The following is a 26,590-nucleotide window of genomic DNA, read 5'->3' as shown; positions in this document are numbered from 1 at the left end:
GATGATTACCTTGAATGAGCCCGCCGTGCAACGTGTCGATAAGGTCTGGCAACGCTTCATCGACCAGCGTCGGATCGTTGGCGGGGTGCTGTTGCTGGCCCGGCAGGGACGCCTGGTTTACGCCAGCGCACTCGGCTGGGCAGATCGCGAGCAGCAGATTCCGGTCACTCGTAGCACGCGCTTTCGTCTGGCGTCACTGACCAAGCTGTTGACCTCGGTGCTGGTGTTGCGGCTCTGCGAACTGGGCACCTTGAACCTGCAAGCCTCGGTAACGGACTGGCTGCCAGCCTTTCGCCCACGTCTGGTCAGCGGCCGTGAGCCTGTCATCACACTGCAGCATTTGCTGTCGCACACTTGCGGCTTGAGCTACGGCTTCGAACAAACGCCCGGCAATGCCTATGAGCGGGCGGGGGTGTCGGACGGGCTGGATTGGGTGTCGTTCGATCTACCGGAAAACCTGACCCGGTTGGCGCGCCTGCCACTGTTGTTTGAGCCGGGTAGCGCCTGGGGTTACTCGTTGGGCACTGATGTGCTGGGCGCTGTGATTGAACAGGCCACCGGCATGCCCTTGTCAGAGGCTGTTGCCAAGTGGGTCACCCTGCCTTTGCTCATGGATGCGACTTCCTTCAGGCACGACCAGCAACTAACGCTGGCCAGCGCCTACAAGGACAGTGTCAACGGCCCGCAGCGTATCGGTGACAATGATGTGTTGTTGCTCGACAGCGGACAGGCGCGGTTGTCGTCGGCTCGGGCTAGCGACGCAGGCGCATATGAATCTGGCGGGGCAGGCATGCTGGGCACGGCTGATGACTACCTTCGGCTGCTTGAGTGCCTGCGTCTGGGGGGCGCGCCGTTATTGAGCGCCGTCAGTACCGAGCGCTTGCTGAATAACGCGATTGGAAGCATAACCATTGCCAGTCGGGGGCCTGGCTGGAAGTTCGGCCTGGGGCCGATGATCCTTGCCGATCCCGCTGCGGTGCGGGGGCAGCAACAGGGTGTCGGGACCTGGTCGTGGTGCGGCTTGTATGGCAGTCATTACTGGGTTGATCCGGTTTCTGCGCTCAGCATGGTCGTCCTGACCAACACGGCTGTTGCGGGCGCGTGGGGTGAGTTTGCCGATACGCTTGTCGATGCGGTCTACGCGAGGCCCGAGGTCACGCCCGGGCAAACTGCTTGCGATAGCTGCTCGGGCTGATGCCCACCAGATTGCGGAAGTGTCGGCGAAAAGACTCTTCGGAGCCGAAACCGGCGCGGTCCACCACTTCGTTGAGACGCAGCTTCGAGGATTCCAGCAATTCCTTGGCGTAGGCAATGCGCTCGCCGAGCAGCCAGTCGTAAGGCGTAAGGCCGGTACTTTCCATAAAGCTGCGGTGCAAGGTGCGTGTACTGAGCGCCGCCCTTGAGGCCATTTCCTTGATGGTGTGAGGGCGCTGCAGATCGCTGCGGATCCAGTCCATCAGGTTGGAAATCGGCCCGTCGCTGGCCGACACCAGTTGCCGGGACGCATATTGCGATTGCCCGCCTTCGCGATGAGGCGGGATGACCATGCGCTGCGCCACCATGTTGGCAACGCGCGAGCCGTGATCGTTGCGCACCAGGTGCAGCATCATGTCCAGCCCTGCGGCCGAGCCCGCAGCTGTCACGATAGTGCCTTGGTCCACATACAGTTCGTTGGGTTGAATGGTCAGGCCCGGATACATGGTTGCCAGCAGGTCGGTGTAGCGCCAGTGCGTGGTGACCTTGTGCCCGTCGAGCAAACCGGCCGCGGCCAGAACGAAAGCGCCTGTACAGATCGAGCAGATCCGCGCGCCGCGTGCATGAGCAGCCTGGAGCTGTTCAATGAGCCGCTGCGGAACTGCGGACTCCACTCCGCGCCAGCCTGGCACGATGATTGTATCGGCATTCTCCAGCAGCACTTCGCCAGGCGTTGGCACGATGGTAATGCCCCCGGCGGCGGTAATCGGCCCATCGTCGACCGGGAAGGTCGCGAATTCGTACCAGTTGACCCCCAGTTCAGGTCTTTTCAGCGCAAATACTTCGACCGTGCAGCCAAATTCGAAGGTGCACAACTGGTTGTAGATGAGTGCGACAACGAGATGATTTTTCATGGCGCGATGTTACCGGATATTGGCATTTCAGCCAGTAGTTTGGCGTGATGCTACTGGGTAATCTGCACCCTGTCACCGCTTGAAACTGCTTAAACCTTAATATGATGCAAGTGGTCTGCCATGCAGGCCCTGGAGCCAACTCGTGCCACTCAATATCGGTATCTACGTTTATGACGACGTCGAGGTTCTCGACTTCGCTGGCCCCTACGAAGTGTTCACCACCGCAACACGCATGCATGCTCGCAACAGCCGCGATGACCGGCAGTTGTTCAATGTGTTCACCATCGGGCGCAGCACCGCACCAGTGCGTGCCCGCGCCGGGCTCAAGGTCGATCCGGACTTTTCGATCAACGACCATCCGGCCATCGACTGTCTGATCGTCCCGGGCGGGGTCGTGACCGCCGAACTGGAAAAACCCGACGTAATCCACTGGATCAGCGATCAGTCGGAACCCGGTCGCGTAGTGGCTGCCGTGTGCACCGGTGCCTTTCTGCTGGCCAGGACCGGCAAGCTGGCAGGCAAGCAAGTAACCACGCACTGGGAAGACATTGACGACCTCAAGGAAATGTTCCCTTCGGTAGACGTGCTCAGCACCCTGCGCTGGGTCGACGAGGGCTCATTTGTGACATCGGCAGGTATCTCTGCCGGTATCGACATGAGCCTTCACTTGGTAGAGCGCCTGCACAGTCGTGAATTGGCCGAACGCACGGCGCTGCAAATGGATTTCGACTGGACCGAGAACGACTGAGCCACTCAGTCCCGCTGCGGATACCCCTGAAGACGCCGTGCACCCGAAATGTGCATAGCCGCGCCTTCAACCTGATAGCCAGCGTTCGCTTTACCCCCGCTTGAGACATTTATTCGAACGGCCGATAACCCTGCCAGTTCGGTGTTTCAGCGGGGGTTTCCTGTATTCCCGAGCCTTCGGCTCAGCGGCAGGGCCGCACCCACCTTTGCAAAAACAGAGTGCAGGACACATGAAAACCCATTTCTTCAAAGTCGTTCAAACCGTTGCCCAGCACGGTTCGTTCTCGGAGGCCGCAGCCATTCTGGGCTGCAGCCAGTCGAACATCAGCTATGCCATCAAGGAAGTCGAAGACTTCTTTGAAAAACGCCTGTTCATTCGCAGCCGTACGGGCTGCTCCCTCACCCCTGAAGGCAAGGTCATCAACCAGACCCTCGGAAACATCATGGCCACACTCGAACAACTAAAAAAAATGGGGTCAGCGGCAGCGTAACCATTCATTACCACTCGCATATCCTCGAGACCAGCCTGAGCGCCTCGCTGGACTTTCTCGCCCATCACTACCCCGATATTCACTTGAACGTGCTGCACCGCTCCGAACAACACCCATCGCTGGACGCGTTGATAAAGGAAGTAGCCGACATCCTCATCCTGCCCGGTACTGTCCTGAATGAGCATTATCTCGAGCATCATTGCTGGTCGGACCATTACGTGCTGGTGGCGGCGCGCAGCAAACAGGCAACGCCGCAAAGCTTCGCCGAGCTTTCGCAGGTGTCACGTTACGTGGCCTGGCGGCATCCCGGGGTCGAGCGTTTGCACCAGCAACTGGCATCGGCGCAGGTGCGGCTCAGTCAACGCGGCGAACTGACCTGTCTGGACACACTTCTGGATCTGGTCGCCAAGCGCCATTGCATTTCGATTCTGCCCAGGGCGTTGCTGAACGGGCGCTTCCGTGAGCTGGAGTCGATCCCGCTGCCGCTGACCGTGATGCGGCACATCAGTGTGGTGGCGCGGCCGGCCTCGCTGCTTTCCAATGCCGCCAATGCGGTGATTCAGGCACTGAAAAAGCCTCCTGTTGCCATCCCTCAACCTTATTGATGCCGCAAAACTTCGTCATAGCACGGTCGGCGAGCGTCAGACCGCGACATGAATGCAACGAATCGGGCCCTGTGGGCTCATATCCGTAAGCAATACATTCAGGGCGCTCCGCCTGCGGAGCGTCTCAGGTCGCCGATTCGAGAGGAAGACTGGACGCTATGACGATACCGGACAAGCAGTACGTGGACTGGCTGGTCGAGCAATCGATGCTTAATGCCGCAAGACAGCGCGCCAAGACCTATTCGGGGCAGGGCAGGCTCTGGCAGCGTCCTTTCGCCCTTGCACGTCCCAGAGATGCATCCGCCATTGCGTCAGTCTGGTTCACCGCCTATCCGGCTTCTATCGTCACTCGCGAAGGTGGCTCGGTGCTGGAAGCGCTGGGTGATGAAACCCTGTGGCACGCGCTGTCGGAGATCGGCATTCAGGGCATTCACAACGGCCCGCTGAAGCTGTCCGGCGGGCTGAAAGGCCGCGAGCGGACTCCGAGTATCGATGGCAACTTCGACCGCATCAGTTTCGGCATCGACCCTGATCTGGGCACCGAAGCACAACTGTTGAGCCTGTCGCGCATCGCTGCAGCGCACAACGCGGTGATCATCGATGACATCATCCCGTCGCACACCGGCAAGGGCGCAGACTTCCGTCTTGCCGAGCTGGCGTACGAGGATTACCCAGGCCTGTTCCACATGGTCGAGATCCGTGAGGAAGACTGGCCGCTGTTACCTGAAGTGCCGACCGGTCGCGACGCAGTCAACCTGATGCCCGATGTGGTCGATCAGTTACGCGACAAGCATTACATCGTCGGTCAGTTGCAACGGGTGATTTTCTTCGAGCCTGGCGTCAAGGAAACCGACTGGAGCGCCACCGACGTGGTGCATGGCGTCGATGGCAAGGCTCGCCGCTGGGTCTATCTGCATTATTTCAAGGACGGTCAGCCTTCATTGAACTGGCTGGACCCAAGTTTTGCCGCGCAGCAGATGATCATCGGTGACGCGCTGCATGCCATTGATGTGATGGGCGCGCGAGTACTGCGTCTGGACGCCAACGGCTTCCTTGGTGTCGAGCGTCGCGCCGAAGGCACTGCCTGGTCGGAAAGCCACCCGCTGTCGATCACCGGTAACCAGCTACTGGCCGGTGCGATCCGCAAGGCAGGCGGTTTCAGCTTCCAGGAACTCAACCTGACCATCGATGACATCGCGTCCATGGGGCAGGGCGGCGCTGACCTGTCCTACGACTTCATCACGCGACCGGCCTATCAGCATGCACTGTTGACCGGCACCACCGAGTTCCTGCGCTTGATGCTGCGTCAGGTGCATGCGTACGGCATCGATCCGGCATCACTGATCCATGCCTTGCAGAACCACGATGAGCTGACTCTGGAGCTGGTGCATTTCTGGACGCTGCACGCCCATGACACCTTCCATTACCAAGGGCAGACGTTCCCGGGCAATATCCTGCGCGAGCACATCCGTGAAGAGATGTACGAGAAGTTGTCTGGTGAACACGCGCCGTACAACCTCAAGTTCGTCACCAATGGTGTCTCCTGCACGACGGCCAGCATCATCACCGCGGCGCTGGGCATTCGTGATCTGAGCACGATCAGCGATGCAGACATTCAGCAGATCCAGCACATCCACCTGCTGCTGGTGATGTACAACGCCATGCAGCCGGGCGTGTTTGCCTTGTCGGGCTGGGACCTGGTCGGCGCCTTGACGCTGCCGGCCGAGCAGGTCGACCACCTGATGCAGGACGGTGATACTCGCTGGATTCATCGCGGTGCCTACGATCTGGTGGATCTGGACCCGGAAGCTGAATTTTCTGCTGGTGACATGCCGCGTCCGAAGACGCTGTATGGCAGCCTGGTCAGTCAGCTCCAGCGACCTGATTCGTTTGCCTCGCAGCTCAAGAAAATTCTTGCTGTGCGCCGCGCCTACGACATTGCAGCAAGCCGCCAGATTCTGATTCCCGACGTCGAGCATCCAGGGCTGTTGGTCATGGTGCACGAGTTGCCTGCCGGCAAGGGCACGCAGATCACCGCGCTCAACTTCAGCTCAGAGACTATTGTCGAAACGCTGCACCTGCCTGGCATCGCGCCTGGTCCGGTGGTCGATATCATCAACGAGCGGGTCGAGGGCGATCTGACCGATCAGGGCGAGTTCACCATCACGCTGGATGCCTACGAAGGGCTTGCCCTGCGTGTGGTGAGCACCTTGCCGATCTAGGCGCCCCCTGGCTGCTGTTTCTTCAGACGATAGGCAAACTGGGCGCGACTCAGGCCCAGTAAACGCGAGGCGGCCGCCAGGTTGCCTTCGCTCTCGTCCAGCGCTTCGTGGATCAGGCGCTGTTCTAGGTCGTCGATGGAGAATGCATGGCCTGACTGCCCCAAAGTGTCCAGCAGTCTGGCAGTCGAGGCCTGCCGGGTTTCTGAAACAGAGGTCTGCCGCAACGTGCCCTCGGGGTTCAACGAGTAGGAGTCCTCCGGTAACGACTCGTTGCGGAAGATATGCACCAGATCAATCGCCTGGCCCTCGTCGCTGGCAATCAGCCCACGCTCGATCAGGTTCTGCAGCTCGCGCACATTCCCGGCGAAGTCATAACGCAGCAAAGTCTTCAATGCTCGCATGGTCAAGCCGGCCGGCGTCCTGCCGTACTCCTGACAGAATCTTTTGAGAAAGGCGTTGATCAGCAGCGGAATGTCATCGCGGCGTTCGCGCAATGGGGGCAGGGTGATCGGGTAAACGTTCAGGTGGTAGAACAGGTCCTCGCGGAACTCGCCATCGGCCACCGCCTTGCGCAAGTCGACGTTGGTCGCCGCCACCACCCGAACATTGACCTTGATACCGTGGCCGCCCCCGACGCGTTCGATCTCCCGCTCTTGCAGGGCGCGCAGCAGTTTGCTTTGCCCGGCCAGGCTCAGGGAGGTAATTTCATCCAGAAACAGCGTGCCGCCATTGGCGCGCTCGAAACGCCCGGGCCTTGAGTGCGTCGCCCCGGTGTATGCCCCACGCTCGACACCGAACAGCTCGGCTTCGATCAGGTTATCGGGAATGGCTGCGCAGTTGAGCGCCACGAACGGGCCTTCGCGGTTGCGGCTGAGCTGGTGCAACTGGCGAGCGAACATTTCCTTGCCGACGCCGGATTCACCGCTGATCAATACCGTTGCCGGGGTCATTGCCACACGCTGCAGTGCCTGGGTGGCGGCGTTGAATGCGGCGCTGGCACCAATCAGCGGCTGCTCGGTGCCGGTGGGCGGACTTGTGTCATGATTCGCTTTTGCCAGTGGAGGAGTTTGTTCAGGGGCAGTTGGTTTGACCACGCTCAGGTAGCCCAGGTCGCGTTCGACGTCGCCCCATTGTTCCGCGGTCTTGCCAACGACCCGGCAGTTCGCGTGGCCCATGCCGCGGCACTTCACTTCGCGGAAGACCACCATCTGCCCGAACAGGCCGCTGACAAAACCGGTGGCGTAGCCGATTTCGGTCCAGCACACCGAATCCTGCCCGATGCCATATGCCGCAACATGCTCATCGGCTTCGCAGGAGTGGTGCCAGAGAAACTCCCCTTCGTAGAACCCGGACTCGGCGTCGAACTTGAAGTGCAACGGCTCGACCTTGGTCATGCCTTCCAGCGTGTGCAAGTGCGTACCGGCACGAAACGCCGATGTTGCATCAGCCAGTGGCCAGCGTTCGCGAATCAACCGGGCGTCGCGCGCGCCAGACAGATAACCGGCGCGGGTGAACATTCCGCGCGCCTGCTCCTGCCCCAGACGCTCGATGATCTCGCGGCGCAAGGTGCCGAATGATGAGGTGTGCAGCAGCAACATGCGCTGATCGTTGAGCCAGATGCGCCCATCGTCAGGCGAGAAGAACAGGCAACCGGTCAATTCCTCGGCGGTCGGCGAGCCACTGGCGTCTGGCTGACTGCTGTCGCCCCGAGGCAGGAAGTGCTCAGTGGAGACGCTGTGGTCGGGAAGCTCGCAGTGAGGAATTCTCATTCTTGTACCTCGGCCCGGCATTGGTCTAAATGATCAATTCATGACTCGGTTAATAAACATAACTTTATCAAATGAACAAGCTCGGCCGCGCAGTATTTCCGGTCCTTGATGTTTGCTCCGTTAATGAGGTTGCCGAAAAGTCTTGTTCCAGAGCGGTTGAGCGGCTATATGACAACCTGATTGCAATCCCGGCACAGGCTTTGCTCAAGCCTGTTTACGGCGCGTGCTGTCCATTGGAGTGGAGCAGGCGATTACAACCATAAAAGCCGGAGTCTGAATATGTCAGCGTCTGATGGCACCCCCCTGTTGCACCGCGCGATTGAAGCCGAATGTGTATTCAATGGCGAATAGATTCCTTCCTCATCCCCGTTATTGCCCGTCATCGAGCCTGCGACCGGCGAGCTGTTGATGAACACTGCCATGGCTGACGCGGCGGATATCGCCGTTGCCTGCCGGGAAGCTGCGCTTGCCCAGCCTGCCTGGGCGGCGCTGGGGCCTCGTGAAAAGGCTGAAATTTTTTTGCTGGCCGCCGATCACGCGGTCTGTGCGTTCGATGAACTGGCTTTGTACGTGGCTCGGGAGAGCGGCGGCAGTCTGCACAAGGGCCAGCACGAAGTGAATGAGGCTATTGTGTTGCTGCGCCAGGCCGCGGGTATGCTTTCGCAGGCTCATGGTCACGGTCTGATGCTGCCCAGCGCTGCCGGTCGCCTGTCTTATGCACGGCGCGTCGCACACGGTGTGGTGGGGGTGATTTCGCCGTTCAACTTTCCGTTGGTGCTGTCCATGCGCTCGGTTGCTCCTGCGCTTGCCGCTGGCAATGCCGTGGTGCTCAAGCCTGACCCGCAGACGCCGATCAGTGGCGGTTTTCTTATTGCCAGGCTGTTCGAGGAAGCAGGGCTGCCCAAAGGGCTGTTGCATGTGTTGCCGGGGGCGGCGGATGCGGGCGAAGCGCTGTGCCGCGACACCAATGTACAGATGATCACGTTTACCGGTTCAACTGCGGCCGGACGCAAGGTTGCCGAGGCTGCCGGGCGCAATCTGAAGAAAGTGTCGCTGGAATTGGGAGGCAAGAACCCCCTGGTCATTCTCGAAGACGCCGACCTTGATCTGGCTGCCAGCAATGCAGCGTTTGGAGCCTGGCTCCATCAGGGGCAAATCTGAATGGCCACCGGCCTGATTCTGGTTCACGAATCGATTGTCGCCGACCTGACCCGCAAGCTGGCAGACAAGGCACGGGCGTTGACGGTCGGTAATGCGGCACGCGGTGAAGCTGCGTTGGGGCCGCTGATCAACAAACGCCAGTTGCAGCACGTACACCAGGTGGTCAGCGACAGCCTGCAAGCTGGTGCGCAGCTGGAAACCGGTGGTGAATACGAGGGCCTGTTCTATCGCCCTACAGTGCTCAGCGGCGTGAAGCCCGGTATGCGTGCATTCGAGGAGGAGATTTTTGGCCCGGTGGCTGTAGTGGTCAGTTTTTCCACCGACGAGGAAGCCATTGAACTGGCCAATCGCTCTGAATATGGCCTGGCCGCTGCCGTTATTTCCCCTAATGTGGGCCGCGCCACGGCGATTGGTGACCGACTGCGGTGCGGCATGCTGCACATCAATGACCAGACCGTGGCCGATGAGTGCATCAACTCGTTCGGCGGGCGCGGAGCGTCGGGCAACGGCGGCAGCGCAGGCAGCCCTTCAGACTGGGAGGAGTACAGCCAGTGGCAGTGGGTGACCGTGAAGAATCAGGCTCCGACCTACCCATTCTGAGGGTGCCTGGGCTTCCATGCTTTATTGCAAGTAGTGATGTGATGCAACGACAAAACGTGATCCAACAACAATAAGAGCGCGTGACTATGAACCTGAATAATAAAACACTGATCATTACGGGTGTGTCCTCCGGAATTGGCGCTGAGCTGGCGAGGGTGGCGCGCTTTCAAGGTGCCAGAGTGATTGGCATTGATCGCCATGAACCGCAACTGACCGTGGACGGATTCTTCCAGGCGGACCTGGCTGATCCTGACAGTATCAATGCGCTGGTCGAGCGCTTGCCCAGACAGATCGACGCCCTGTGCAACATCGCCGGCGTGCCTGGCACTGCGCCGGTTCAGGCGGTCGCCCGAGTCAATTACCTGGGGCTGCGCCATCTGACCCAGTGTTTGCTGCCGCGCATGGCCCCAGGCGGCACTATCGTCAACGTATCGTCGATACTCGGTGACCAATGGGTTAAACGGCTGGAGCTGCACAAGGCGCTGGCCGCCACTGAAAGCTACAGCGAAGGGCAGGCGTGGCTGGCAGCCAATCCGGTCGCTCAGGAGACCTGCTACCAGTACTTCAAGGAGGCGCTGATTGTCTGGAGCTTTCAGCAGTCGCAAGAGTGGTTTCGCGAGCAGTCGGTGCGTGTCAACTGCGTCGCGCCGGGCCCGGTGTTCACACCTATTCTGGGGGATTTTGTCAGCATGGTCGGCCAGGAGCGGGTCACCCGTGACGGCTTGCACATGAAGCGTCCTGCGCTGGCTGATGAGGTGGCCGAGGTGATTGCGTTTCTGTGTTCCGACGCATCGCGCTGGATCAACGGTGTCAACTTGCCGGTAGACGGAGGGCTGGCAGCTTCTTACGTGTAATGGCTGCAAGCGGTGCAACCCCGATGGCACGCTCGTGACGTCGGGGATATTGAAAACAACAACAATAAGTACAGGAATCACAAGATGCCCAAGTCTATCTTGCGTACCGTTGCGACCGTATCAATCATCGGCCTTTCATCGACCACCTATGCCTATGACTTGCCCGGCCTTAATCTGGGCAACACCAGCTTCTACGACGGATCGCCAGCCCCGGCAGGGCCAGGCTGGTATCTGGAGGAGTACCTGAACTACGCCAGGGCCGATCGCTTCAATGACGTGAATGGCGACAAACTGCAACTTCCCAAACAGGATGTGGATGTACTGGCCGTGACCACGCAGCTCATTTACGTCGGCCAGCCTTTGGCCAATGGCGCGATGCCGGGTATTACCGCAATCAACACGTCGCTGGCGCATGTCGACGTGGACGATGGTCTGGATAACACCGTACTGAGTTCGCGCGCAGGGTTTGGCGATGTGATCATCGGCCCGTTTCTGCAGTTACCGACGATAACTCGTGCTGACGGTAGCCCACTGTTGACCCAGCGTATCGAGGCGGATATTGCGATCCCGGTTGGTGCCTACAATCGCAATCGTTCGATCAACCCCGGCAGCAACTTCTGGTCGTTCAACCCATACTACGCAGCGACTTACTGGTTTTCCCCGAAATGGTCGGCCAGCGGGCGTTTCATGTACTTGTGGAACGGCAAGAATGACGACCCGCAAGCCGGGTTCGGCAATGTCTCCGACACTCAGGCGGGCCAGGCGCTGCATGCCAACCTGACCGTGTACGCAGTGACCGAACAGCTTTCGCTGGGGCTCAACGGCTACTGGCTCAAGCAGTTCACGGACACCCAGGTGGATGGCCATGATGTCAGTGGCCGCAAGGAAAAAGTCTGGGCCATCGGCCCCGGCTTCCTGTACGCCTTCAGCAAGGAGAACGTCCTGACGGTCAACAGCTACTTCGAGCAGGGTGCGGAAAACCGCACCGAAGGCAACAAGCTGGTGCTGAATTTTCTGCACAGGTTGTAAGGTTTGTATGGTTATCTGCCAATGCGTAGCGTGCAGTTCGTCTCAGATGCGGCGAAACTGCATGATTTGCCGTCAGCCGCTGTCACAAAGCGCTTTTTTATTGCGATGGCACTGACGACGCAGAGTGCGACCTTAGTGACGGCTGAGCCCTGGCGCTGATCCGGGGGTAGCCTGGCAGGACGCCAGGCTAGCCGCACCGGGCCATGGATGGCCCGGTGCGGCGACCCCCGGATCAGCGTCAGGGCGAAGGAACCCGACGAAGTCGGGCCGGAAACAGGAGCGAAGGGTTTTGCCTACTTTGGCCCCATCAAAGTAGGTCGCCGAGGGGCGAAAAGGTGACCTGAGTCGAACCTCAATCCACCTGAAGTCGCAGAACCGCGATGTGACGAACAGTGTCACGAAATGCATCACGCGGAACGTGAGGACGATGGACCTGATCACCTCGACTCTGCAACCTTGAGTTCACGCTTCTCGAGGGCGACCGACCTGGACAGCACCGTGATCGCCGCCAGTGCGGCAATCACCAGGCCGGGTGAGGTGGCCAACAGTACGCCAGCGGTTCCCGCACCGGCTCCGAGCAGATGCCCGGCAGCCAAAGGGCCGGCCACAGAGCCGAGGCGGCCGATGGCTACCGCAGCGCCGACACCGGTGGCACGTACCGAAGTCGGGTACGAAGGAGGGGCCAGCGCATACAGCACCAGTTGCGCGGCCATCACAAATACCCCGGCAGCAAACCCGGCAATTGCCATCGGCACGGTGCCGACCGACATGCCCACGCCCGCCAACGCAGCCAGCAAACCGGCGTAGACGAACAGCACGACCTTGGTGCCGTTGCAGCGATCCAGCAACAGCCCGCCCAGTAGCGCGCCCAGCGCGCCGCCAATATTGAACAGCATCTGCACCAGGCCCGCCTGAGGTTTGCTGAAACCCTGGCCGATCAACAGCGACGGCAGCCAGTTGAGCAGCATGTACATGACGGTCAGGGTAAAAAAGTAGCCGACCCACAAGGCCAGTGTCGTGCGAGCTCTGCCTTCGCCGAACAGTGCGCTGGCACTTGAATGCCGGACAGCGCTGGCAGTGGTCTGCTTTTTAAAGGCGCTGGATTCGGGCAGTAACAGGATCATCAACGGGACCACCAGCAGTGGCACCAGACCACCGATGATGAAAGTTGTCTGCCAGTGCTCGCTGGTAAACATCGCGACCACCGCAGCCAGGGCTCCGCCCAGCGGAACGCCTGCATACATGACGCTGATGGCGAGCCCGCGATGGCGTTCGCCGACAGCTTCGGCGCACAAGGCGATCAGGTTGGGCAGCGCAGCCCCCAGCCCCAGGCCGGTCATGAAGCGCACCAGCAACAGGGCAGAAAAGCTTTCGACATAAGCAGTGCTCAGCGAGAAGACCCCGAACAGCAGTACTGCGCTTACCAGAATCTTCTTGCGGCCGATGCGATCCGCAATCCAGCCGCCAAAAAAGCGCCCGGCAGCAGCCCGATGATCCCTGCGCTGAATACCCAGCCCATCATTTTCGGGTCAAGGGCAAAGCTTTGACGAAGTCCCGCCGCCGCCGTCCCGGCAGCCTGCAGGTCGAAACCTTCGATGAGTGCGACGATAAAACACAAGATGATGGTCAGCGTCGAACGACGCAACGAACTGTTCATGGCAAGCCTCATTGTTGTTTTTGTTGTGGAGAAAAGCCTGTTCCCGAGCGCCGACGAGGCGTTGTGACAGGTGTTGATCAAGGTAACAAAAATAACTAAAAAATGAATCCGGACCAAAAATTCAATAAAAGCAGGATTTATTCTTTTTAAAACATTGAGTTAGGTTTTAATTGAAAGAAAAGCAGTCAAGTAGTTAACATTATTAATGTTCGATTATCGGTCAATCTGGATTGACGTCGATACGAAATCCTCCAATTCTCCTTCCACGGGCCTGCGGCCAGCGCCGGACCGAATCCAAAAACAACAACAATAAGTGGACATCCAACATGCCAACGCTCACTCGTGGTGCAGCAAAAGCTGTGTCAACTCTCTTTTTCCGTGGAAAAAATTGCGGTCTCGCGCTGGGCCTGCTGGGCGTCAGCGCTATACCTGACCTCGCACAGGCTCAGGGGTTTCTGGAGGACAGCCACGGCACCTTGACGCTGCGCAATTATTATATGGACCGTGATTACAAGGACGATGGTGCCAAAACAGCCACACGGGAGTGGGCGCAGGGGTTCATTATCAACGCCGAATCCGGCTTCACAGAAGGACCGGTGGGCTTCGGTCTTGATGCGCGAACGCTGGTGGGTGTAAAGCTTGATTCTTCGCCAGACCGCAGCGGTACCGAGCTAGTGCCGGTATCGGCCAGTGACGGACGGGCTGCTGACGAATATTCCCGACTGGCGCTGACCGGCAAGCTTAAATTCCGCGAAACCACAATCAAGACTGGCGACGTGTCGATTTTTCTGCCGTTTGCTTTCGCCAGCCCCTCACGCCTGTTGCCGCAGACTTTTCGGGGCACGACGCTGACCTCAAAGGACATCGACGGCTTGACCTTCAATGCCGGCTATATTGATCGGGTCAACAAGCGCGATTCCAGCAACTATCAGGCAATGACCATCGCTTCGCCGAACCGGCGCTTCAATGGTGCAGCAACGTCATCGCACATGGCCTATGCCGGGGGCGACTATCAGGTCAACAAGGAGCTCAGCATACGCGCGTATCACGCTGAAGTGGCTGATCTTTATACTCAGAACACGCTCGCGCTACTACACAAATTGGCAATGGGCGATGGCGTGCTGACCACTGATCTGCGCAGCTTTTTCAGTAGCGACACGGGCAGCGCGAAAGCCGGAGACGTGGATAACCAGAACCTGTCGGCGCTGTTGGGTTACAAGTGGGGAGGGCACAGCGTCAGCCTTGGCTATATGCATTCGAGCGGCGATACCGCTACACCCTATGTATCGGGCACCGAACTGATGGGGTTGAGCGAGATGACCATGAGTTCTGACTTTCTCAATGCCAAGGAGCGTACCTGGCAAGCCATTTACGACTATGACTTCACTGCCGTGGGGCTTGTCGGGTCACGCAGTCGCCTGCGTTATGTGCGCGGCGACAACATCGAACTGGCCGCTTTCAATGCCGATGATCGCAAGGAACGTGAGTTTCAGATGGAGCTGGGCTACGTCGTTCAGAGCGGCCCGCTGAAGAATATCGGCCTGCTGGCGCGCAAGTCGATCTATCGCAACGACTTCCCCGCAAGCGCCGCCTTTCGTGATGAAAACCAGACGTGCTTTATTGTTCAGTACAGTTTGCCGCTCCGGTAATCAGCCCGTCATCGACGGCAAAAATCGCCGTTGATGACGGATTTTTACGATTGGTAGACCTTTTTCAGCAGCCTGAGCAGGTCCTGACGTTCCTGGTTATCCAGCGCCGAAGTGGAGTCGAGGTCACTGTCGGCGGCGATCTGTTTCAGTTCACGCAGCAATGTCTCGCCGCTCTTGCTGAGGAAGATGCCATACGAGCGTTTGTCTGGCTTGCAGCGAACCCGCACGGCCAGTGCACGTTCTTCGAGCTTGTTCAGCAACGGTACGACCTGGGGCGGTTCAATAGCCAGCGCCTTGGCCAGGTCTGCCTGCATAAGGCCCGGGTTTTGCTCGATGATCGCCAGCGCCGAAAACTGCGCCGGGCGCAGGTCGTGGGCGGAAAGACGTCCGATCAGGTTCTGGAACAGCTTGAGCTGTGCCCGGCGCATGGCATAACCGATCAGATCATCCAGCGCAGAATCCGTTGGCAAAGCTGCTTCGGCAACCTGTGCGGAGGCCTGGCAAATGTCGGCAATGTCGGATGGCTTGGCCATTGAAAGTGCAGTCCTTTTGATGGGGTGGGTCAATCAGCCGATCAGTTTGCCGAGGTTAGCGAACGATAGCTATGGGGTATACGTCACTGTGACCAGCCTGTGCAGGCAGAGTGCCGACTTTTTGATTAATATCTATAACAGTTAATTGAAATAACTATATTTGCCGTTTAGCTTTGAGCTATCGTCAAGCCAAGAACAAGAGAGTATCGCCATGAGCAAGTACGAAGGTCGCTGGGCAACCGTCAAGGTCGAAATTGAGCAAGGCATCGCGTGGGTCATACTCAATCGGCCTGAAAAGCGCAATGCCATGAGCCCGACCCTGAACCGTGAAATGATCGATGTGCTGGAAACACTCGAGCAGGATCCCGACGCAGGTGTTCTGGTGTTGACCGGTGCGGGCGAGGCCTGGACTGCCGGCATGGACCTCAAGGAGTACTTTCGTGAGGTGGACGCCGGACCGGAGATTCTTCAGGAAAAAATCCGTCGCGAGGCCTCCCAGTGGCAATGGAAGATGTTGCGCATGTACGCCAAACCGACCATCGCAATGGTCAACGGCTGGTGTTTCGGCGGGGGCTTCAGCCCGCTGGTGGCATGTGATCTGGCGATCTGCGCCGATGAAGCGACCTTCGGGCTGTCGGAAATCAACTGGGGTATACCGCCTGGCAACCTGGTGAGCAAGGCTATGGCTGATACCGTGGGTCATCGCCAGTCGCTTTACTACATCATGACCGGTAAGACCTTCGATGGTAAAAAAGCCGCTGAAATGGGGCTCGTCAATGAGAGCGTGCCGCTGGCACAACTGCGTCAGATGACCATCGACCTGGCCCTCAACCTGCTGGAAAAGAACCCGGTGGTACTGCGCGCCGCCAAGCACGGCTTCAAGCGCTGCCGCGAATTGACCTGGGAGCAGAACGAAGACTACCTGTATGCCAAACTCGATCAGTCACGACTGCTGGACAAGGAAGGCGGGCGCGAGCAAGCAAGGCATGAAGCAATTCCTCGACGACAAGAGCATCAAACCAGGGTTGGAAGCTTATAAGCGGTAGATGGCAGCTGCACGCGTAAGGCTTTGACTTGAGGCTTGCATTGCAAGGTTCGAGGCAGCCCTTGAACAACAATAACAAAGAGGAATGATCATGCTGGACGTGCCCCTGCTGATCGGCGGCCAGTCGTGCCCCGCCCGTGATGGACGTACATTTGAACGCTGCAACCCGGTGACTGGCGAAGTGGTTTCGCGTGTGGCCGCAGCGACCCTGGAAGATGCCGATGCAGCAGTCGCGGCTGCTCAGGCTGCGTTCCCTGCCTGGGCGGCGCTGGCACCCGGCGAGCGCCGAGCGCGCCTGCTCAAGGCTGCCGAGCAGTTGCAGGCGCGCAGTGGCGAATTTATCGCTGCCGCTGGCGAAACCGGGGCGATGGCCAACTGGTATGGCTTCAACGTACAACTGGCCGCCAGCATGCTGCGCGAAGCTGCGTCGATGACCACGCAGATTACCGGTGAAGTCATTCCCTCCAATGTGCCCGGCTGCTTTGCCATGGCGCTGCGCCAACCCTGCGGCGTGGTACTTGGTATCGCACCGTGGAATGCGCCGGTGATTCTTGCTACCCGCGCAATCGCCATGCCGCTTGCCTGCGGTAATACCGTGGTGCTCAAGGCATCGGAGCTCAGCCCTGCGGTGCATCGGCTGATCGGTCAGGTATTGCAGGATGCCGGGCTGGGCGACGGTGTCGTCAACGTGATCAGCAATGCGCCTGCCGATGCTGCGGCGATTGTCGAGCGTCTGATCGCCAACCCGGCCGTGCGTCGAGTCAATTTCACCGGTTCGACCAATGTGGGGCGTATCGTCGGTGAGCTCTCGGCACGCCATCTGAAACCGGCACTGCTTGAACTGGGCGGCAAGGCACCGTTTCTGGTGCTGGACGACGCTGATCTGGACGCGGCGGTGGAAGCGGCCGCATTTGGTGCCTATTTCAATCAGGGCCAGATCTGCATGTCCACCGAACGGTTGATCATTGATCGGAAGGTGGCGGATGCCTTTGTTGCAAAACTGAGCGCCAAGATCGAAACGTTGCGTGCCAGCAACCCGGATGACAGTGAATCGGTGCTGGGGTCGCTGGTAGACGTCGGGGCTGGCACGCGCATCAAGGCGTTGATCGACGACGCTGCGGATCTGGGCGCAACGCTGGTGATTGGCGGGCAGTTACAGGGCAGCATTCTGCAACCGACGTTGCTCGATGGCGTGACTGACACCATGCGCCTGTACCGCGAAGAGTCCTTCGGGCCGGTGGCTGTGGTGATCCGTGGCGAAGGTGACGAGGCGTTATTGCGGCTGGCCAATGATTCGGAATTCGGCCTCTCGGCGGCAATTTTCAGTCGCGACACCAGCCGCGCTCTGGCGCTTGCGCAGCGGGTCGAGTCGGGTATCTGCCACATCAACGGACCGACTGTGCACGACGAGGCGCAAATGCCCTTTGGCGGGGTCAAGTCCAGCGGGTATGGCAGTTTCGGTGGCAAGGCTTCTGTCGAGCATTTTACTCAGTTGCGCTGGGTGACCTTGCAAAACGGGCCGCGGCACTACCCGATCTGAATCCTCCGGCGCTGGCGTCACCGATGTTGCAAAAGACCGTGTCGCCAGCAAGTCAGGCATAACAATAACAAGGCTGCAGCCTGTGCTGCTACGCCCCGCCCGAACCGCTGCAAGCCGTTGGGTGTCTGCGTACCTTGATGGAGAGAACGCACGTGAGTTCCGATATCAGATCATCAACGCTGCACAGTGAGGATAGCTCACCACGCTATCGCCAGGTCTCCATCGGTCATCCGCCCATCGAGGTGCGGGAAGAGCAGGGCATTTTGCATATGCGCGCTCTGGAACCACTGGCGCAATTGCCCGATCGCTTGCTCGACCGATTGGTGTACTGGGCCAGCATCCGTCCGCAGCAAACCTTTATTGCCGCCCGCGACAGCCGTGGTGGCTGGCGCAAGGTCAGTTACGCCGACATGCTCACAGACGTGCGCGCCATCGCGCAGAGCCTTCTGGCGTATGGCCTCTCCGCCGAGCGGCCGTTGGCGCTGCTCTCGGGTAATGACATCGAGCATTTGCAGCTTGCACTGGGCGCCATGTACGCGGGGATTCCCTATTGCCCGGTATCGCCAGCGTATTCAGTCATGTCCCAGGATTTCGCCAAGCTGCGGCATGTTTGCGAAGTGTTGCAGCCAGGGCTGGTGTTTGTCAGCGAAGCCGCGCCGTTTCAGCGCGCCATTGATGCGGTCATTCCAGCGGATACGCCGATCATCACTCTACGCGGCCAACTCGCTGGCAGGCGTCCACTGAGCTTCGCCAGCCTGTTCGATCAGCCTGGCGGCCGTGAAGCCGAGGCGGCTTTTCTGGCCAGTGGTCCGGACAGTATCGCCAAGTTCCTGTTCACCTCGGGCTCGACCAAACTGCCCAAGGCCGTAGTGACCACGCAGCGTATGCTGTGTGCCAATCAGCAGATGCTGCTGCAGACATTTCCGGTGTTCGGCGAAGAGCCGCCCGTGCTGGTCGACTGGCTACCGTGGAATCACACCTTCGGCGGCAGCCATAACCTCGGTATCGTGTTGTACAACGGTGGCACGTTCTATCTGGACAACGGCAAACCGACCGTCCAGGGTTTTGCCGAAACCCTGCGCAACCTTAAGGAAATCTCGCCGACGGCCTACCTGACCGTGCCCAAGGGCTGGGAAGAGCTGGTCAACGCGCTGGAGCAGGACGCCGAACTGCGTGAGCGATTCTTCTCGCGCATGAAACTGTTCTTCTTCGCCGCAGCCGGCCTGTCGCAAAGTATCTGGGATCGTCTTGACCGTGTCGCCGAGCAGCATTGTGGCGAACGGATTCGCATGATGGCCGGGTTGGGCATGACCGAGGCTGCGCCTTCCTGCACGTTCACCACCGGACCGCTGTCGATGGCCGGCTATATCGGCTTGCCTGCGCCAGGATGCGAAGTGTGTCTGGTACCGGTGGACGGCAAGCTGGAAGGCCGTTTTCGCTGGCCGCACATAATGCCAGGCTACTGGCGCTCGCCGCAGCAGACTGCCGACGTGTTCGACGAAAACGGTTTTTATTGCTCCGGCGATGCAATCAAGCTCGCCGATCCCGCGGCACCCGAGCTGGGCCTGATGTTCGACGGGCGTCTGGCCGAGGACTTCAAACTGTCGTCCGGCGTGTTTGTCAGCGTCGGACCAATGCGCAACCGCGCAGTGCTGGAAGGCTCGCCGTACGTGCAGGATGTGGTCATCACCGCGCCTGATCGCGAATGCCTGGGTGCGCTGGTGTTTCCTAGATTGCACGAATGTCGCCAATTGGCCGGGCTGGATGCACAGGCTTCTGATACACAGGTGTTGGCCAGTGCGCCGCTACGTGCGTGGTTTGGCGAATGGCTGACCCGCCTGAACCAAGGTGCGAATGGCAATGCCAGCCGTCTGGAGTGGATCGTGCTGCTTGACGAACCCGCGTCTATTGATCGTGGCGAAATCACCGATAAGGGTTCGATCAACCAGCGTGCGGTGCTGCAGTGGCGGGCAGAAATAGTCGAAGCGCTTTATCGTGATCAGTCCCCGGACAAAATCAGTGCCGAGCCGACGGCATGAGCAGCGGCGGGCAATATCTGGCGTTCAGCGACGTGGCCATTGTCGACGCAGTGCGCACGCCGTGGGTCGATCTGGGCGGCGCTCTGGGGCATATTTCACCCATCGATTTGGGTATAAAGGTCGGTCGTGAGGTTTTGGCGCGTGCAGCCACTCAGCCAGGTCAGGTCGACAGCGTACTGACCGGCTCGATGGCGCAAGCCAGTTTCGACGCGTACCTGCTGCCCCGGCATGTCGGCCTGTACAGCGGCGTCGCGCAAAGCGTTCCTGCGCTGGGCGTGCAGCGCATCTGCGCCACAGGTCTCGAACTGCTGCGTCAGGCCGCTCAGCACGTGAGCGAAGGCGGGCAGATGGCGCTGTGCGTTGCTGCCGAATCGATGTCGCGCAACCCGATTGCGGCCTATACCCACCGCGACGGCTTCCCGCTGGGCGGTGCCGTGCAGTTCAAGGACTTTCTCTGGGAAGCGCTGTACGACCCGGCACCGGCAATGGACATGATTGCTACGGCGGACAATCTTGCAAAACGTTACGGCTTGAGCCGTGAGGCCGTCGACGGTTATGCATTGCTCAGCCATCAGCGCGCACTGCAATCGCAGCTTGGCGGCCAATGGGCTGGCGAAATTGTGCCGGTCAGCAGCGAGCGCTTTGAGCTGGAGGGGTACCAGCCGCGCAGCATCGAGTTGCCGCGAGGGGTTGAAACGGTCACGCAGGACAGCCATCCGAGAGCGACCACCCTGGCGGCCTTGTCCCGTTTGCGTGCTATTCATGCTGATGGTGTGCAGACTGCAGGCAACAGCTGTGCGGTGGTCGATGGCGCGGCAGCGGCATTGGTGGGCCGCGCTTCGCAGTCACAAAGACCGGTGCTGGCGCACCTGCTGGCCAGTGCTGTGATTGGCGTCGCGCCAGAGTTCATGGGCATTGGCCCGACGCCTGCCGTTCAGCTGTTATTGCAGCGCAGCGGGCTGGCGTTGGGCGACATTGGCCGGCTGGAAATAAACGAAGCGCAGGCGGCCCAGATGCTGGCGGTGACACAAACGCTGGAACTGGAAAGCGAACGACTCAACTGTCTGGGCGGCTCACTGGGCCTGGGCCACCCGTTGGCAGCCACCGGGCTGCGTCTGGTCATGACCCTGGCCCGGCAATTGCGCGAAAAAAACCTGCGCTACGGGATTGCCGCCGCCTGCGTAGGGGGCGGGCAGGGCATGGCGCTGCTGATCGAGAATCCGGCATTCATCGCCTACTGAGCCTGCCCCTCTTATCCATGACGCTAACGCGAAATTCAGCCATTTATGGAGCTGCACTTGACGCAGGTCATCTTTTAGCGCTTGACCGAATTGAAGTGAACAGTGACTCTCGCGTCTCTCAACACTACGGAACCCGTCTATGCGTGCCCTCGCTGAGCTTTCTTTCGATTTCGTCTGGCATTTGATGTTCACGGATGACGATCAGCTCGACCAGGATCTGGCGGTACGCTCGCTGGAAAATCTGTCTGACTACTTTTCGGCGATGTCCGACGAAGAGAAAAGAGCGTTCATCGCTGTGGCGCATGAACGCAAGGCTCGTCTTTTTGCAGTGCCCGATGCCGATGGCTACTCGCCGATGCTGCAGGCCACTGAAGACCAGGCACAGTTTCTTGATCATGTGGTGTCCGGAAAATTCTTCCAGCAGTTTGAAGAGCCCGCGGCTGTTTATGCCAGCGACCGCGTGGTACCGATTCGCAGCAACTGAGCTGCCGGCTGCGGCTAGTCGCGTGCAGTTTCCGGCAACCTGGCAATCACCTTGATTTCAATAATTCCTGCCCGGCTCAACGCCGCGCCGACAGCTGCTGCGGTGCCAGAAACGCATCGTGAAAATAGTTACGAAACGCCTGCATCGCCGGGCTCAGCTCTCGCTCGCGGTGCCAGGCCAGGCCGACGCTCATTGGCGTTACCGAGTCGGTGACAGTCAACGTTTCAATACGTTTGCCTTCCAGCGACCAGGGGCGATGTACCAGGTCGGAGAGAATCGCCACGCCGCTGCCGTTGGCGACCATGCTGCGCACTGCTTCCACGGAGCTGGTGCGCACTCTGACATTGGGTCGTTGGCCGGCCAGTTCCCAGTAACGCATTGCACTTTGCTCCGCCTCATCGACGGTCAACAGGATATAGGGCTCTTGTGCCACATCGGCAAGGCTCACGGCGGCGCGCTGGCACAGCGGGTGATGGCTGGACAGCCATAGACGGCGTTCGGAGTTGAACAGCGTCTCCGAGACGATATCCGGGTGAGTGATGTTGGCTGTCAGCACCACTGCCATATCGAAGCGCCCCTCCAACAGACCCTGTTCGATGGCTTGCCTTTCGCGCTCATGAACCTCGATGGCTAAATCAGGGTGCCAATGTTCCAAACGTTGCAAGTGGTGAGGCAGAAAGTAGCCAATCACGGTGTAGCTGGCGGCCAGGCGCAATACGCCGCTGGCGCGAATATCGGGTAGCGGGCTGTTCAGTGCGTCATCGACGCTGCGCAGGATCACGTAGGCGCGGTTGAGAAAATGTCGACCCGCTTCGGTCAGGCTCATGCCTTGGGCCGAGCGCTGGAACAACAGCGTGCCGAGCATGCTTTCCAGTTCCTTGATGGCCGTGGTCACCGCAGACTGGGAAATGTTCAGGTGAATGGCCGCCTGCGAGATTTGCCCGATCTCGGCCGTTGCCACGAAATAACGAACCTGGCGCAACGTCAGGGACATAAGCACTCCAATCGGCAGGTATCTGTTTTTCAGAAGATGATGTATCTATAAATAGATCTACCCAAGGGGTACAAGCGAATCTAACGTGTTTTGCAGGAAGCCGGATAGCTTCTTTTCCGGACTGACCCTTAACCCGATAGCCCCAGGAGCAAAAGCCATGCAGGTGGATTTCAATTCGGACATGGGTGAAAGCTTCGGCGCGTGGACCATTGGTGATGGTGTCGATAACGAATTGATGGCCTTCATCAGTTCCGCCAACGTCGCTACCGGTTTTCACGCGGGTGACCCCGGCACCATGCGCCGCACCATCGAACAGGCTAAACAGCTGGGCGTTGCCATTGGCGCTCACCCAGGGTTCCGCGATCTGGTCGGCTTCGGGCGGAGGCACATCAACGCAGCGCCGCAGGAGCTGGTCGATGACATGCTCTACCAATTGGGTGCATTGCGTGAGCTGGCACGGGTTCAGGGCGTGGCATTGCAGCACTTCAAACCTCATGGGGCGCTGTATATGCACCTTGCCCGGGATGAAGCCGCTGCCCGTCTGCTGGTGGAAAACCTTCAGCGCCTGGAGCCCGAATTACTGCTTTACTGCATGCCCGGTTCGGTTATCTGCAAGATCGCTCAGGAGCTCGGTCAGCCGGTGATTCGCGAGTTCTACGCTGATCGCGACTACGACCTTAGCGGTTCCATCGTCTTCACCCGTAATGTGCGCGCGCATGACCCGGCCGAGGTCGCGGCACGCGTGGTTCGGGCGTGCCAGCAAGGTCTGGTGCTCACCGTCGAGGGCGAGGACCTGAGCATCGAATTCGATTCGATCTGCCTGCACAGCGACACGCCGGGCGCTCTGGCCCTTGCCGAAGCGACCCGCAAGGCGCTGGACGCTGCCGGAATCACGGTGCGTAAGCCGCGCTGAGTCAAATGGCATCGTGTGCACAGACACACGAGTTACGTTACTGATATTTGCCTGCCGTTCTACAACAAATTCAACAAGGAACAGACATGGCTGATCCGATTCGCTACAGCTTTGGCGCTGATGAACACCTGTTCGCGGAAGTCAGCGAGAGTATGTCGCTGGAGGCATTTTTCAAAGGGCTGGCGGTGACCCGTGCAGTCGAGCGTCTGGAACTGGACGGGGTACTGGACGTATGCCTGGCCAACGCGTCGTTCCAGATCCGCTTCGACCCAGACCGTATCGCATCGCATGCCTTGCTCGAAGCGGTGAGAGCTGCCGAGGTCGATGCGGTGGCCGAACGTACGCTGCAAACCCGTATCATCGAGATTCCGGTGCTCTACAACGATCCCTGGACCCATGAAACCCTGATGCGTTTTCGTGACCGCCACCAGGACTCGGGTTCGACGGACCTGGAATACGCTGCGCGCATCAATAACCTGGCGGATGTCGATGCCTTTATTGCGGCTCATAGCGGCGCGCCGTGGTTCGTCTCGATGGTCGGTTTTGTGGCCGGTCTGCCGTTCATGTTTCAGATGGTCGAACGCGAGCGCCAACTGCAAGTGCCCAAATACCTTCGGCCACGTACCGATACACCCAAGCTTACGCTAGGTCACGGTGGCTGCTTCGGCTGCATCTATTCGGTGCGCGGAGCGGGTGGCTACCAGATGTTCGGCGTTACGCCCGCTCCGATCTACGATCCGCAGCAGGGGCTGGCTTATCTGAAAGAGCACATGGTGTTTTTCCGGCCAGGCGACATCGTTCAGTTCAAACCGGTTGATCGGGACACCTATGATACGGCCGTTGCAGAGGTTGAAGCCGGACGCTTCGATTTGCGGATTCGTCCGGTCAAGTTTTCCCTGGATGCCTTTCTGGCTGATCCCGCTGGTTATCCCAAGTCGTTGCAGGAGGTGCTGGCATGATCAAGGTGCTCAAACCCGGTCTGGCGACCTCGGTGCAGGATCTTGGCCGCGAATGCTATTACCACTTGGGCATTCCGCCCTCGGGTGCGCTGGACCAGTATGCGCTCAGCGCTGCCAATCAACTGGTCGGCAACCCACCCGGTGCCGCCGGGCTTGAATGCGCATTGCTGGGGCCGGAGCTGGAGTTTCAGTGCGATACATTGGCCGCTGTCTGTGGCGCGCACATGACGGCGCGCCTCGACGGTGTGGAAATGCACCACGACACTGCCTTTGCGGTGAAGGCCGGACAGGTGCTGCGTTTCGACTTCCCCAAGGACGGCGCGCGCACCTATCTGGCGGTTGCCGGGGGGATTGATGTGCCGCTGGTGTTGGGCAGTCGGTCGACTTACACGCTGGGTGCGCTTGGCGGCTTTCAGGGCCGCCGACTGATGGCTGATGATCAGTTGCCGATAGGTATTCCTGGCGGCAAAGGCCGGGCCGGGGCGAGCCTGCCGATGGCTTTGCGACAGTCTTTGGGCGGGGAAGTGTATCTGCGTGTGGTGCCTGGCCTGTATTACGAGCGTCTGACCGAATTCGCAGCCACCAGCTTTTTCTCCGAGTCCTGGAGCGTAGGCTCGGAAGCCGACCGCATCGGTTATCGCTTCAAGGGCGGCAGGGCGTTGACGTTCCAGCCCAGGGAGCAGCCTTTCGGGGCAGGCTCCGATCCATCAAATATCGTCGACAGCTGCTACCCGATCGGCTCGATTCAGGTGCCTGCCGGGCTTGAGCCCATTGTCTTGCACCGTGACGCGGTGTCCGGCGGAGGCTACGCGATGATCGGCACGGTGATCAGTGCCGACCTCGACCTGATCGGTCAGATGCAACCCAACCAGAAAGCGCGATTCGTGGCGGTAACGCTGGAGGAGGCTCTCGAAGCGCGAAAGTCGTACAAAAAGAAGTTGGCGTGCCTGAGCAAACTGTTTCCTTCATAGAAGCGGTCAAAGAGCCTGCAGTTGCTCAAGCATTTTCGTACGGCACACATCGAGTATTTCGTCTGCCAGTGGCGAGTCATTCGGGCAACTGCGCGATAGCAGCAGCGCGCCCAGTGCATGGGCAAACATATCGATGGTGTTTGCCCGCGCCTGTTTCCATTCGTTGTCGCCAGGAGACGTGCCTGCCGGAGCCAGGGCGGCAAGCATGCTCTCTATGCCCTCGGCAAAGGTTACCTTGACGTCGTCTGACTGACGTGCAGCATCAGCGCTGAGTGCGGCTATTGTGCAGCCAGTGCCTGGGGTATCCCGGTGCTCTCTGGACAGGTAGTACTCGATGAACTGCGCAGGATCGACGTCTTTCGATTGCTCCACGGTGCGCGAGATGGCACAGGCAGCCGATTCGGCCATCAGATCGGACTTGGAGCCGAAATGCTTGTAGAACCCGCCGTGGGTAAAACCCGCTGCGGCCATCAAGTCTGCCACCCCGACACCGTCAAAGCCGTGCTCGCGAAACTGGACGGATGCCGTCTCGACAATGTGTGCCCGGTTGGCCTGGGCCTGCGCCTTGGTGACTCTCATGTGAGTTGCCTCTCTTGCCTGCTTGGTTTTTACCCGTCCGGGTTCGGCAGGGCGTGAATATAGCATTGATGCTGACCATCATCAAAATGATTGACAGTTAAGATGCTGATCGTAATCATAACCGCTCAAAGCTGACTGTTAGCTGTCCACCTTGTTTCTCGGCAACAGGATCGCACCATGGGCGATCCTCAATCGGCAGGAGCAAAACCATGAAATACAGATCGTTTGGCAAAACCGGGCTCAATGTTTCGCAACTGGCGCTGGGCACAGGAAACTTCGGCACGGGCTGGGGCTACGGCGCAGACCCGGTTGCCAGCAAGGCAATTTTCAACGCCTATGTAGAGGCGGGTGGCAACTTCATCGATACTGCAGACTGAACCGCCCCGGGTTTCTCGGAGAC

Annotated in this window: 20 protein-coding genes and 4 pseudogenes; 18 read left to right on the top strand and 6 right to left on the bottom strand. The window is 59.4% G+C overall.

Going from position 1 to position 26,590, the window contains the following annotated elements; all coding sequences use genetic code 11:
• The first annotated feature begins 1 nt into the window (after position 1).
• Positions 2–1,195 carry a serine hydrolase domain-containing protein gene (locus tag LJU29_RS14595; protein ID WP_054996182.1) on the top strand — a complete coding sequence of 398 codons (1,194 nt, stop codon included), beginning with the start codon at positions 2–4 and terminating at the stop codon, positions 1,193–1,195.
• Here LJU29_RS14595 and ftrA read toward each other — a convergent pair.
• On the bottom strand, positions 1,155–2,108 hold the full coding sequence (ftrA, locus tag LJU29_RS14590) for a transcriptional regulator FtrA (protein WP_002553443.1): 954 nt from the start codon (positions 2,106–2,108) through the stop codon (positions 1,155–1,157). The two genes, LJU29_RS14595 and ftrA, sit on opposite strands and share 41 nt — an antisense overlap.
• A 142-nt stretch (positions 2,109–2,250) precedes the next feature.
• Here ftrA and LJU29_RS14585 point away from each other — a divergent pair, with 142 nt between their 5' ends.
• From LJU29_RS14585 to treS, 4 genes are all read left to right on the top strand, one after another.
• Positions 2,251–2,856, top strand: coding sequence for a DJ-1/PfpI family protein (locus tag LJU29_RS14585; RefSeq protein ID WP_005734627.1), 606 nt, complete (start codon positions 2,251–2,253; stop codon positions 2,854–2,856).
• 229 nt (positions 2,857–3,085) lie between these two features.
• On the top strand, positions 3,086–3,346 hold the full coding sequence (locus tag LJU29_RS14580; RefSeq protein ID WP_054996180.1) for a LysR family transcriptional regulator: 261 nt from the start codon (positions 3,086–3,088) through the stop codon (positions 3,344–3,346).
• Between the two features lie 35 nt (positions 3,347–3,381).
• Positions 3,382–3,951, top strand: a complete 570-nt coding sequence (locus tag LJU29_RS14575) for a LysR substrate-binding domain-containing protein (RefSeq protein ID WP_230018864.1) — start codon at positions 3,382–3,384, stop codon at positions 3,949–3,951.
• Between the two features lie 158 nt (positions 3,952–4,109).
• Entirely contained in the window at positions 4,110–6,173 is a 2,064-nt protein-coding gene (gene treS, locus LJU29_RS14570) for a maltose alpha-D-glucosyltransferase (RefSeq protein ID WP_002553446.1), read from the top strand.
• Here the strand turns inward: treS and LJU29_RS14565 are convergent.
• Entirely contained in the window at positions 6,170–7,942 is a 1,773-nt protein-coding gene (locus LJU29_RS14565) for a sigma-54-dependent Fis family transcriptional regulator (RefSeq protein WP_257110843.1), read from the bottom strand. The two genes, treS and LJU29_RS14565, sit on opposite strands and share 4 nt — an antisense overlap.
• Positions 7,943–8,293: 351 nt before the next feature.
• Between LJU29_RS14565 and LJU29_RS14560 the strand changes: the two are divergent.
• From LJU29_RS14560 to LJU29_RS14550, 3 genes and pseudogenes are all read left to right on the top strand, one after another.
• A pseudogene (locus LJU29_RS14560) lies at positions 8,294–9,703 on the top strand (benzaldehyde dehydrogenase).
• 86 nt (positions 9,704–9,789) lie between these two features.
• On the top strand, positions 9,790–10,557 hold the full coding sequence (locus tag LJU29_RS14555) for a coniferyl-alcohol dehydrogenase (protein WP_005756123.1): 768 nt from the start codon (positions 9,790–9,792) through the stop codon (positions 10,555–10,557).
• An 84-nt stretch (positions 10,558–10,641) separates the two neighbouring features.
• On the top strand, positions 10,642–11,586 hold the full coding sequence (locus tag LJU29_RS14550) for a SphA family protein (protein WP_257110842.1): 945 nt from the start codon (positions 10,642–10,644) through the stop codon (positions 11,584–11,586).
• A 437-nt stretch (positions 11,587–12,023) separates the two neighbouring features.
• Here the strand turns inward: LJU29_RS14550 and mhpT are convergent.
• Positions 12,024–13,243 (bottom strand): annotated as a pseudogene (mhpT, locus tag LJU29_RS14545) (3-(3-hydroxy-phenyl)propionate transporter MhpT).
• A 326-nt stretch (positions 13,244–13,569) separates the two neighbouring features.
• Here mhpT and LJU29_RS14540 point away from each other — a divergent pair.
• On the top strand, positions 13,570–14,892 hold the full coding sequence (locus LJU29_RS14540) for an OprD family porin (RefSeq protein WP_257110841.1): 1,323 nt from the start codon (positions 13,570–13,572) through the stop codon (positions 14,890–14,892).
• A gap of 44 nt (positions 14,893–14,936) precedes the next feature.
• On the opposite strand, the gene LJU29_RS14535 is transcribed toward LJU29_RS14540, so the two are convergent.
• Positions 14,937–15,425 carry a MarR family winged helix-turn-helix transcriptional regulator gene (locus LJU29_RS14535; RefSeq protein ID WP_004665318.1) on the bottom strand — a complete coding sequence of 163 codons (489 nt, stop codon included), beginning with the start codon at positions 15,423–15,425 and terminating at the stop codon, positions 14,937–14,939.
• Positions 15,426–15,636: 211 nt separating this feature from the next.
• Here LJU29_RS14535 and LJU29_RS14530 point away from each other — a divergent pair.
• The 5 genes and pseudogenes from LJU29_RS14530 to LJU29_RS14510 all read left to right on the top strand — a co-directional run bounded on the left by LJU29_RS14530 (position 15,637) and on the right by LJU29_RS14510 (position 21,774).
• Positions 15,637–16,471, top strand: a pseudogene (locus LJU29_RS14530) (p-hydroxycinnamoyl CoA hydratase/lyase).
• 90 nt (positions 16,472–16,561) lie between these two features.
• On the top strand, positions 16,562–18,010 hold the full coding sequence (locus LJU29_RS14525) for an aldehyde dehydrogenase (protein ID WP_122322103.1): 1,449 nt from the start codon (positions 16,562–16,564) through the stop codon (positions 18,008–18,010).
• A gap of 152 nt (positions 18,011–18,162) precedes the next feature.
• A complete protein-coding gene (locus tag LJU29_RS14520) occupies positions 18,163–20,049 on the top strand; it encodes a feruloyl-CoA synthase (protein ID WP_060407166.1) in 1,887 nt (628 codons plus the stop codon).
• Positions 20,046–21,290, top strand: coding sequence for a thiolase family protein (locus LJU29_RS14515; RefSeq protein WP_054079139.1), 1,245 nt, complete (start codon positions 20,046–20,048; stop codon positions 21,288–21,290). The genes LJU29_RS14520 and LJU29_RS14515 overlap by 4 nt, the downstream gene beginning before the upstream one ends.
• A gap of 139 nt (positions 21,291–21,429) precedes the next feature.
• On the top strand, positions 21,430–21,774 hold the full coding sequence (locus LJU29_RS14510; protein WP_005756108.1) for a hypothetical protein: 345 nt from the start codon (positions 21,430–21,432) through the stop codon (positions 21,772–21,774).
• A 76-nt stretch (positions 21,775–21,850) separates the two neighbouring features.
• On the opposite strand, the gene LJU29_RS14505 is transcribed toward LJU29_RS14510, so the two are convergent.
• Entirely contained in the window at positions 21,851–22,768 is a 918-nt protein-coding gene (locus tag LJU29_RS14505) for a LysR family transcriptional regulator (RefSeq protein ID WP_257110840.1), read from the bottom strand.
• Between the two features lie 157 nt (positions 22,769–22,925).
• Here LJU29_RS14505 and LJU29_RS14500 point away from each other — a divergent pair, with 157 nt between their 5' ends.
• The 3 genes from LJU29_RS14500 (at position 22,926) to LJU29_RS14490 (ending at position 25,611) form a co-directional block, all read left to right on the top strand.
• Entirely contained in the window at positions 22,926–23,681 is a 756-nt protein-coding gene (locus LJU29_RS14500; RefSeq protein WP_057423079.1) for a 5-oxoprolinase subunit PxpA, read from the top strand.
• A gap of 86 nt (positions 23,682–23,767) precedes the next feature.
• Positions 23,768–24,640: a 5-oxoprolinase subunit B family protein gene (locus tag LJU29_RS14495; RefSeq protein WP_257110838.1), complete on the top strand. Its 873-nt coding sequence runs from the start codon at positions 23,768–23,770 to the stop codon at positions 24,638–24,640.
• Positions 24,637–25,611, top strand: coding sequence for a 5-oxoprolinase subunit C family protein (locus LJU29_RS14490; RefSeq protein ID WP_257110836.1), 975 nt, complete (start codon positions 24,637–24,639; stop codon positions 25,609–25,611). Before LJU29_RS14495 ends, LJU29_RS14490 begins: the two co-directional genes overlap by 4 nt.
• Before the next feature lie 6 nt (positions 25,612–25,617).
• Here LJU29_RS14490 and LJU29_RS14485 read toward each other — a convergent pair whose 3' ends face one another.
• Entirely contained in the window at positions 25,618–26,190 is a 573-nt protein-coding gene (locus tag LJU29_RS14485) for a TetR/AcrR family transcriptional regulator (protein ID WP_005756101.1), read from the bottom strand.
• 209 nt (positions 26,191–26,399) lie between these two features.
• On the opposite strand from LJU29_RS14485, the pseudogene LJU29_RS14480 reads away from it, so the two are divergent.
• Positions 26,400–26,564, top strand: a pseudogene (locus LJU29_RS14480) (aldo/keto reductase); the annotation flags it as partial.
• Positions 26,565–26,590: the final 26 nt, after the last annotated feature.

It is taken from the genome of Pseudomonas ficuserectae (assembly GCF_024584585.1).
Taxonomy (GTDB): domain Bacteria; phylum Pseudomonadota; class Gammaproteobacteria; order Pseudomonadales; family Pseudomonadaceae; genus Aquipseudomonas; species Aquipseudomonas amygdali.
This window is presented reverse-complemented; position numbering and strand designations above follow the sequence as displayed.

Excerpts from the sequence above, each read along its gene's own strand:
- LJU29_RS14595 (WP_054996182.1), top strand. The coding sequence starts at position 2 with ATGATTACCTTGAATGAGCCCGCCGTGCAACGTGTCGATAAGGTCTGG.
- ftrA (WP_002553443.1), bottom strand. The coding sequence starts at position 2,108 with ATGAAAAATCATCTCGTTGTCGCACTCATCTACAACCAGTTGTGCACC.
- LJU29_RS14580 (WP_054996180.1), top strand. The coding sequence starts at position 3,086 with ATGAAAACCCATTTCTTCAAAGTCGTTCAAACCGTTGCCCAGCACGGT.
- treS (WP_002553446.1), top strand. The coding sequence starts at position 4,110 with ATGACGATACCGGACAAGCAGTACGTGGACTGGCTGGTCGAGCAATCG.
- LJU29_RS14565 (WP_257110843.1), bottom strand. The coding sequence starts at position 7,942 with ATGAGAATTCCTCACTGCGAGCTTCCCGACCACAGCGTCTCCACTGAG.
- LJU29_RS14555 (WP_005756123.1), top strand. The coding sequence starts at position 9,790 with ATGAACCTGAATAATAAAACACTGATCATTACGGGTGTGTCCTCCGGA.
- LJU29_RS14550 (WP_257110842.1), top strand. The coding sequence starts at position 10,642 with ATGCCCAAGTCTATCTTGCGTACCGTTGCGACCGTATCAATCATCGGC.
- LJU29_RS14540 (WP_257110841.1), top strand. The coding sequence starts at position 13,570 with ATGCCAACGCTCACTCGTGGTGCAGCAAAAGCTGTGTCAACTCTCTTT.
- LJU29_RS14535 (WP_004665318.1), bottom strand. The coding sequence starts at position 15,425 with ATGGCCAAGCCATCCGACATTGCCGACATTTGCCAGGCCTCCGCACAG.
- LJU29_RS14525 (WP_122322103.1), top strand. The coding sequence starts at position 16,562 with ATGCTGGACGTGCCCCTGCTGATCGGCGGCCAGTCGTGCCCCGCCCGT.
- LJU29_RS14515 (WP_054079139.1), top strand. The coding sequence starts at position 20,046 with ATGAGCAGCGGCGGGCAATATCTGGCGTTCAGCGACGTGGCCATTGTC.
- LJU29_RS14510 (WP_005756108.1), top strand. The coding sequence starts at position 21,430 with ATGCGTGCCCTCGCTGAGCTTTCTTTCGATTTCGTCTGGCATTTGATG.
- LJU29_RS14505 (WP_257110840.1), bottom strand. The coding sequence starts at position 22,768 with ATGTCCCTGACGTTGCGCCAGGTTCGTTATTTCGTGGCAACGGCCGAG.
- LJU29_RS14500 (WP_057423079.1), top strand. The coding sequence starts at position 22,926 with ATGCAGGTGGATTTCAATTCGGACATGGGTGAAAGCTTCGGCGCGTGG.
- LJU29_RS14495 (WP_257110838.1), top strand. The coding sequence starts at position 23,768 with ATGGCTGATCCGATTCGCTACAGCTTTGGCGCTGATGAACACCTGTTC.
- LJU29_RS14490 (WP_257110836.1), top strand. The coding sequence starts at position 24,637 with ATGATCAAGGTGCTCAAACCCGGTCTGGCGACCTCGGTGCAGGATCTT.
- LJU29_RS14485 (WP_005756101.1), bottom strand. The coding sequence starts at position 26,190 with ATGAGAGTCACCAAGGCGCAGGCCCAGGCCAACCGGGCACACATTGTC.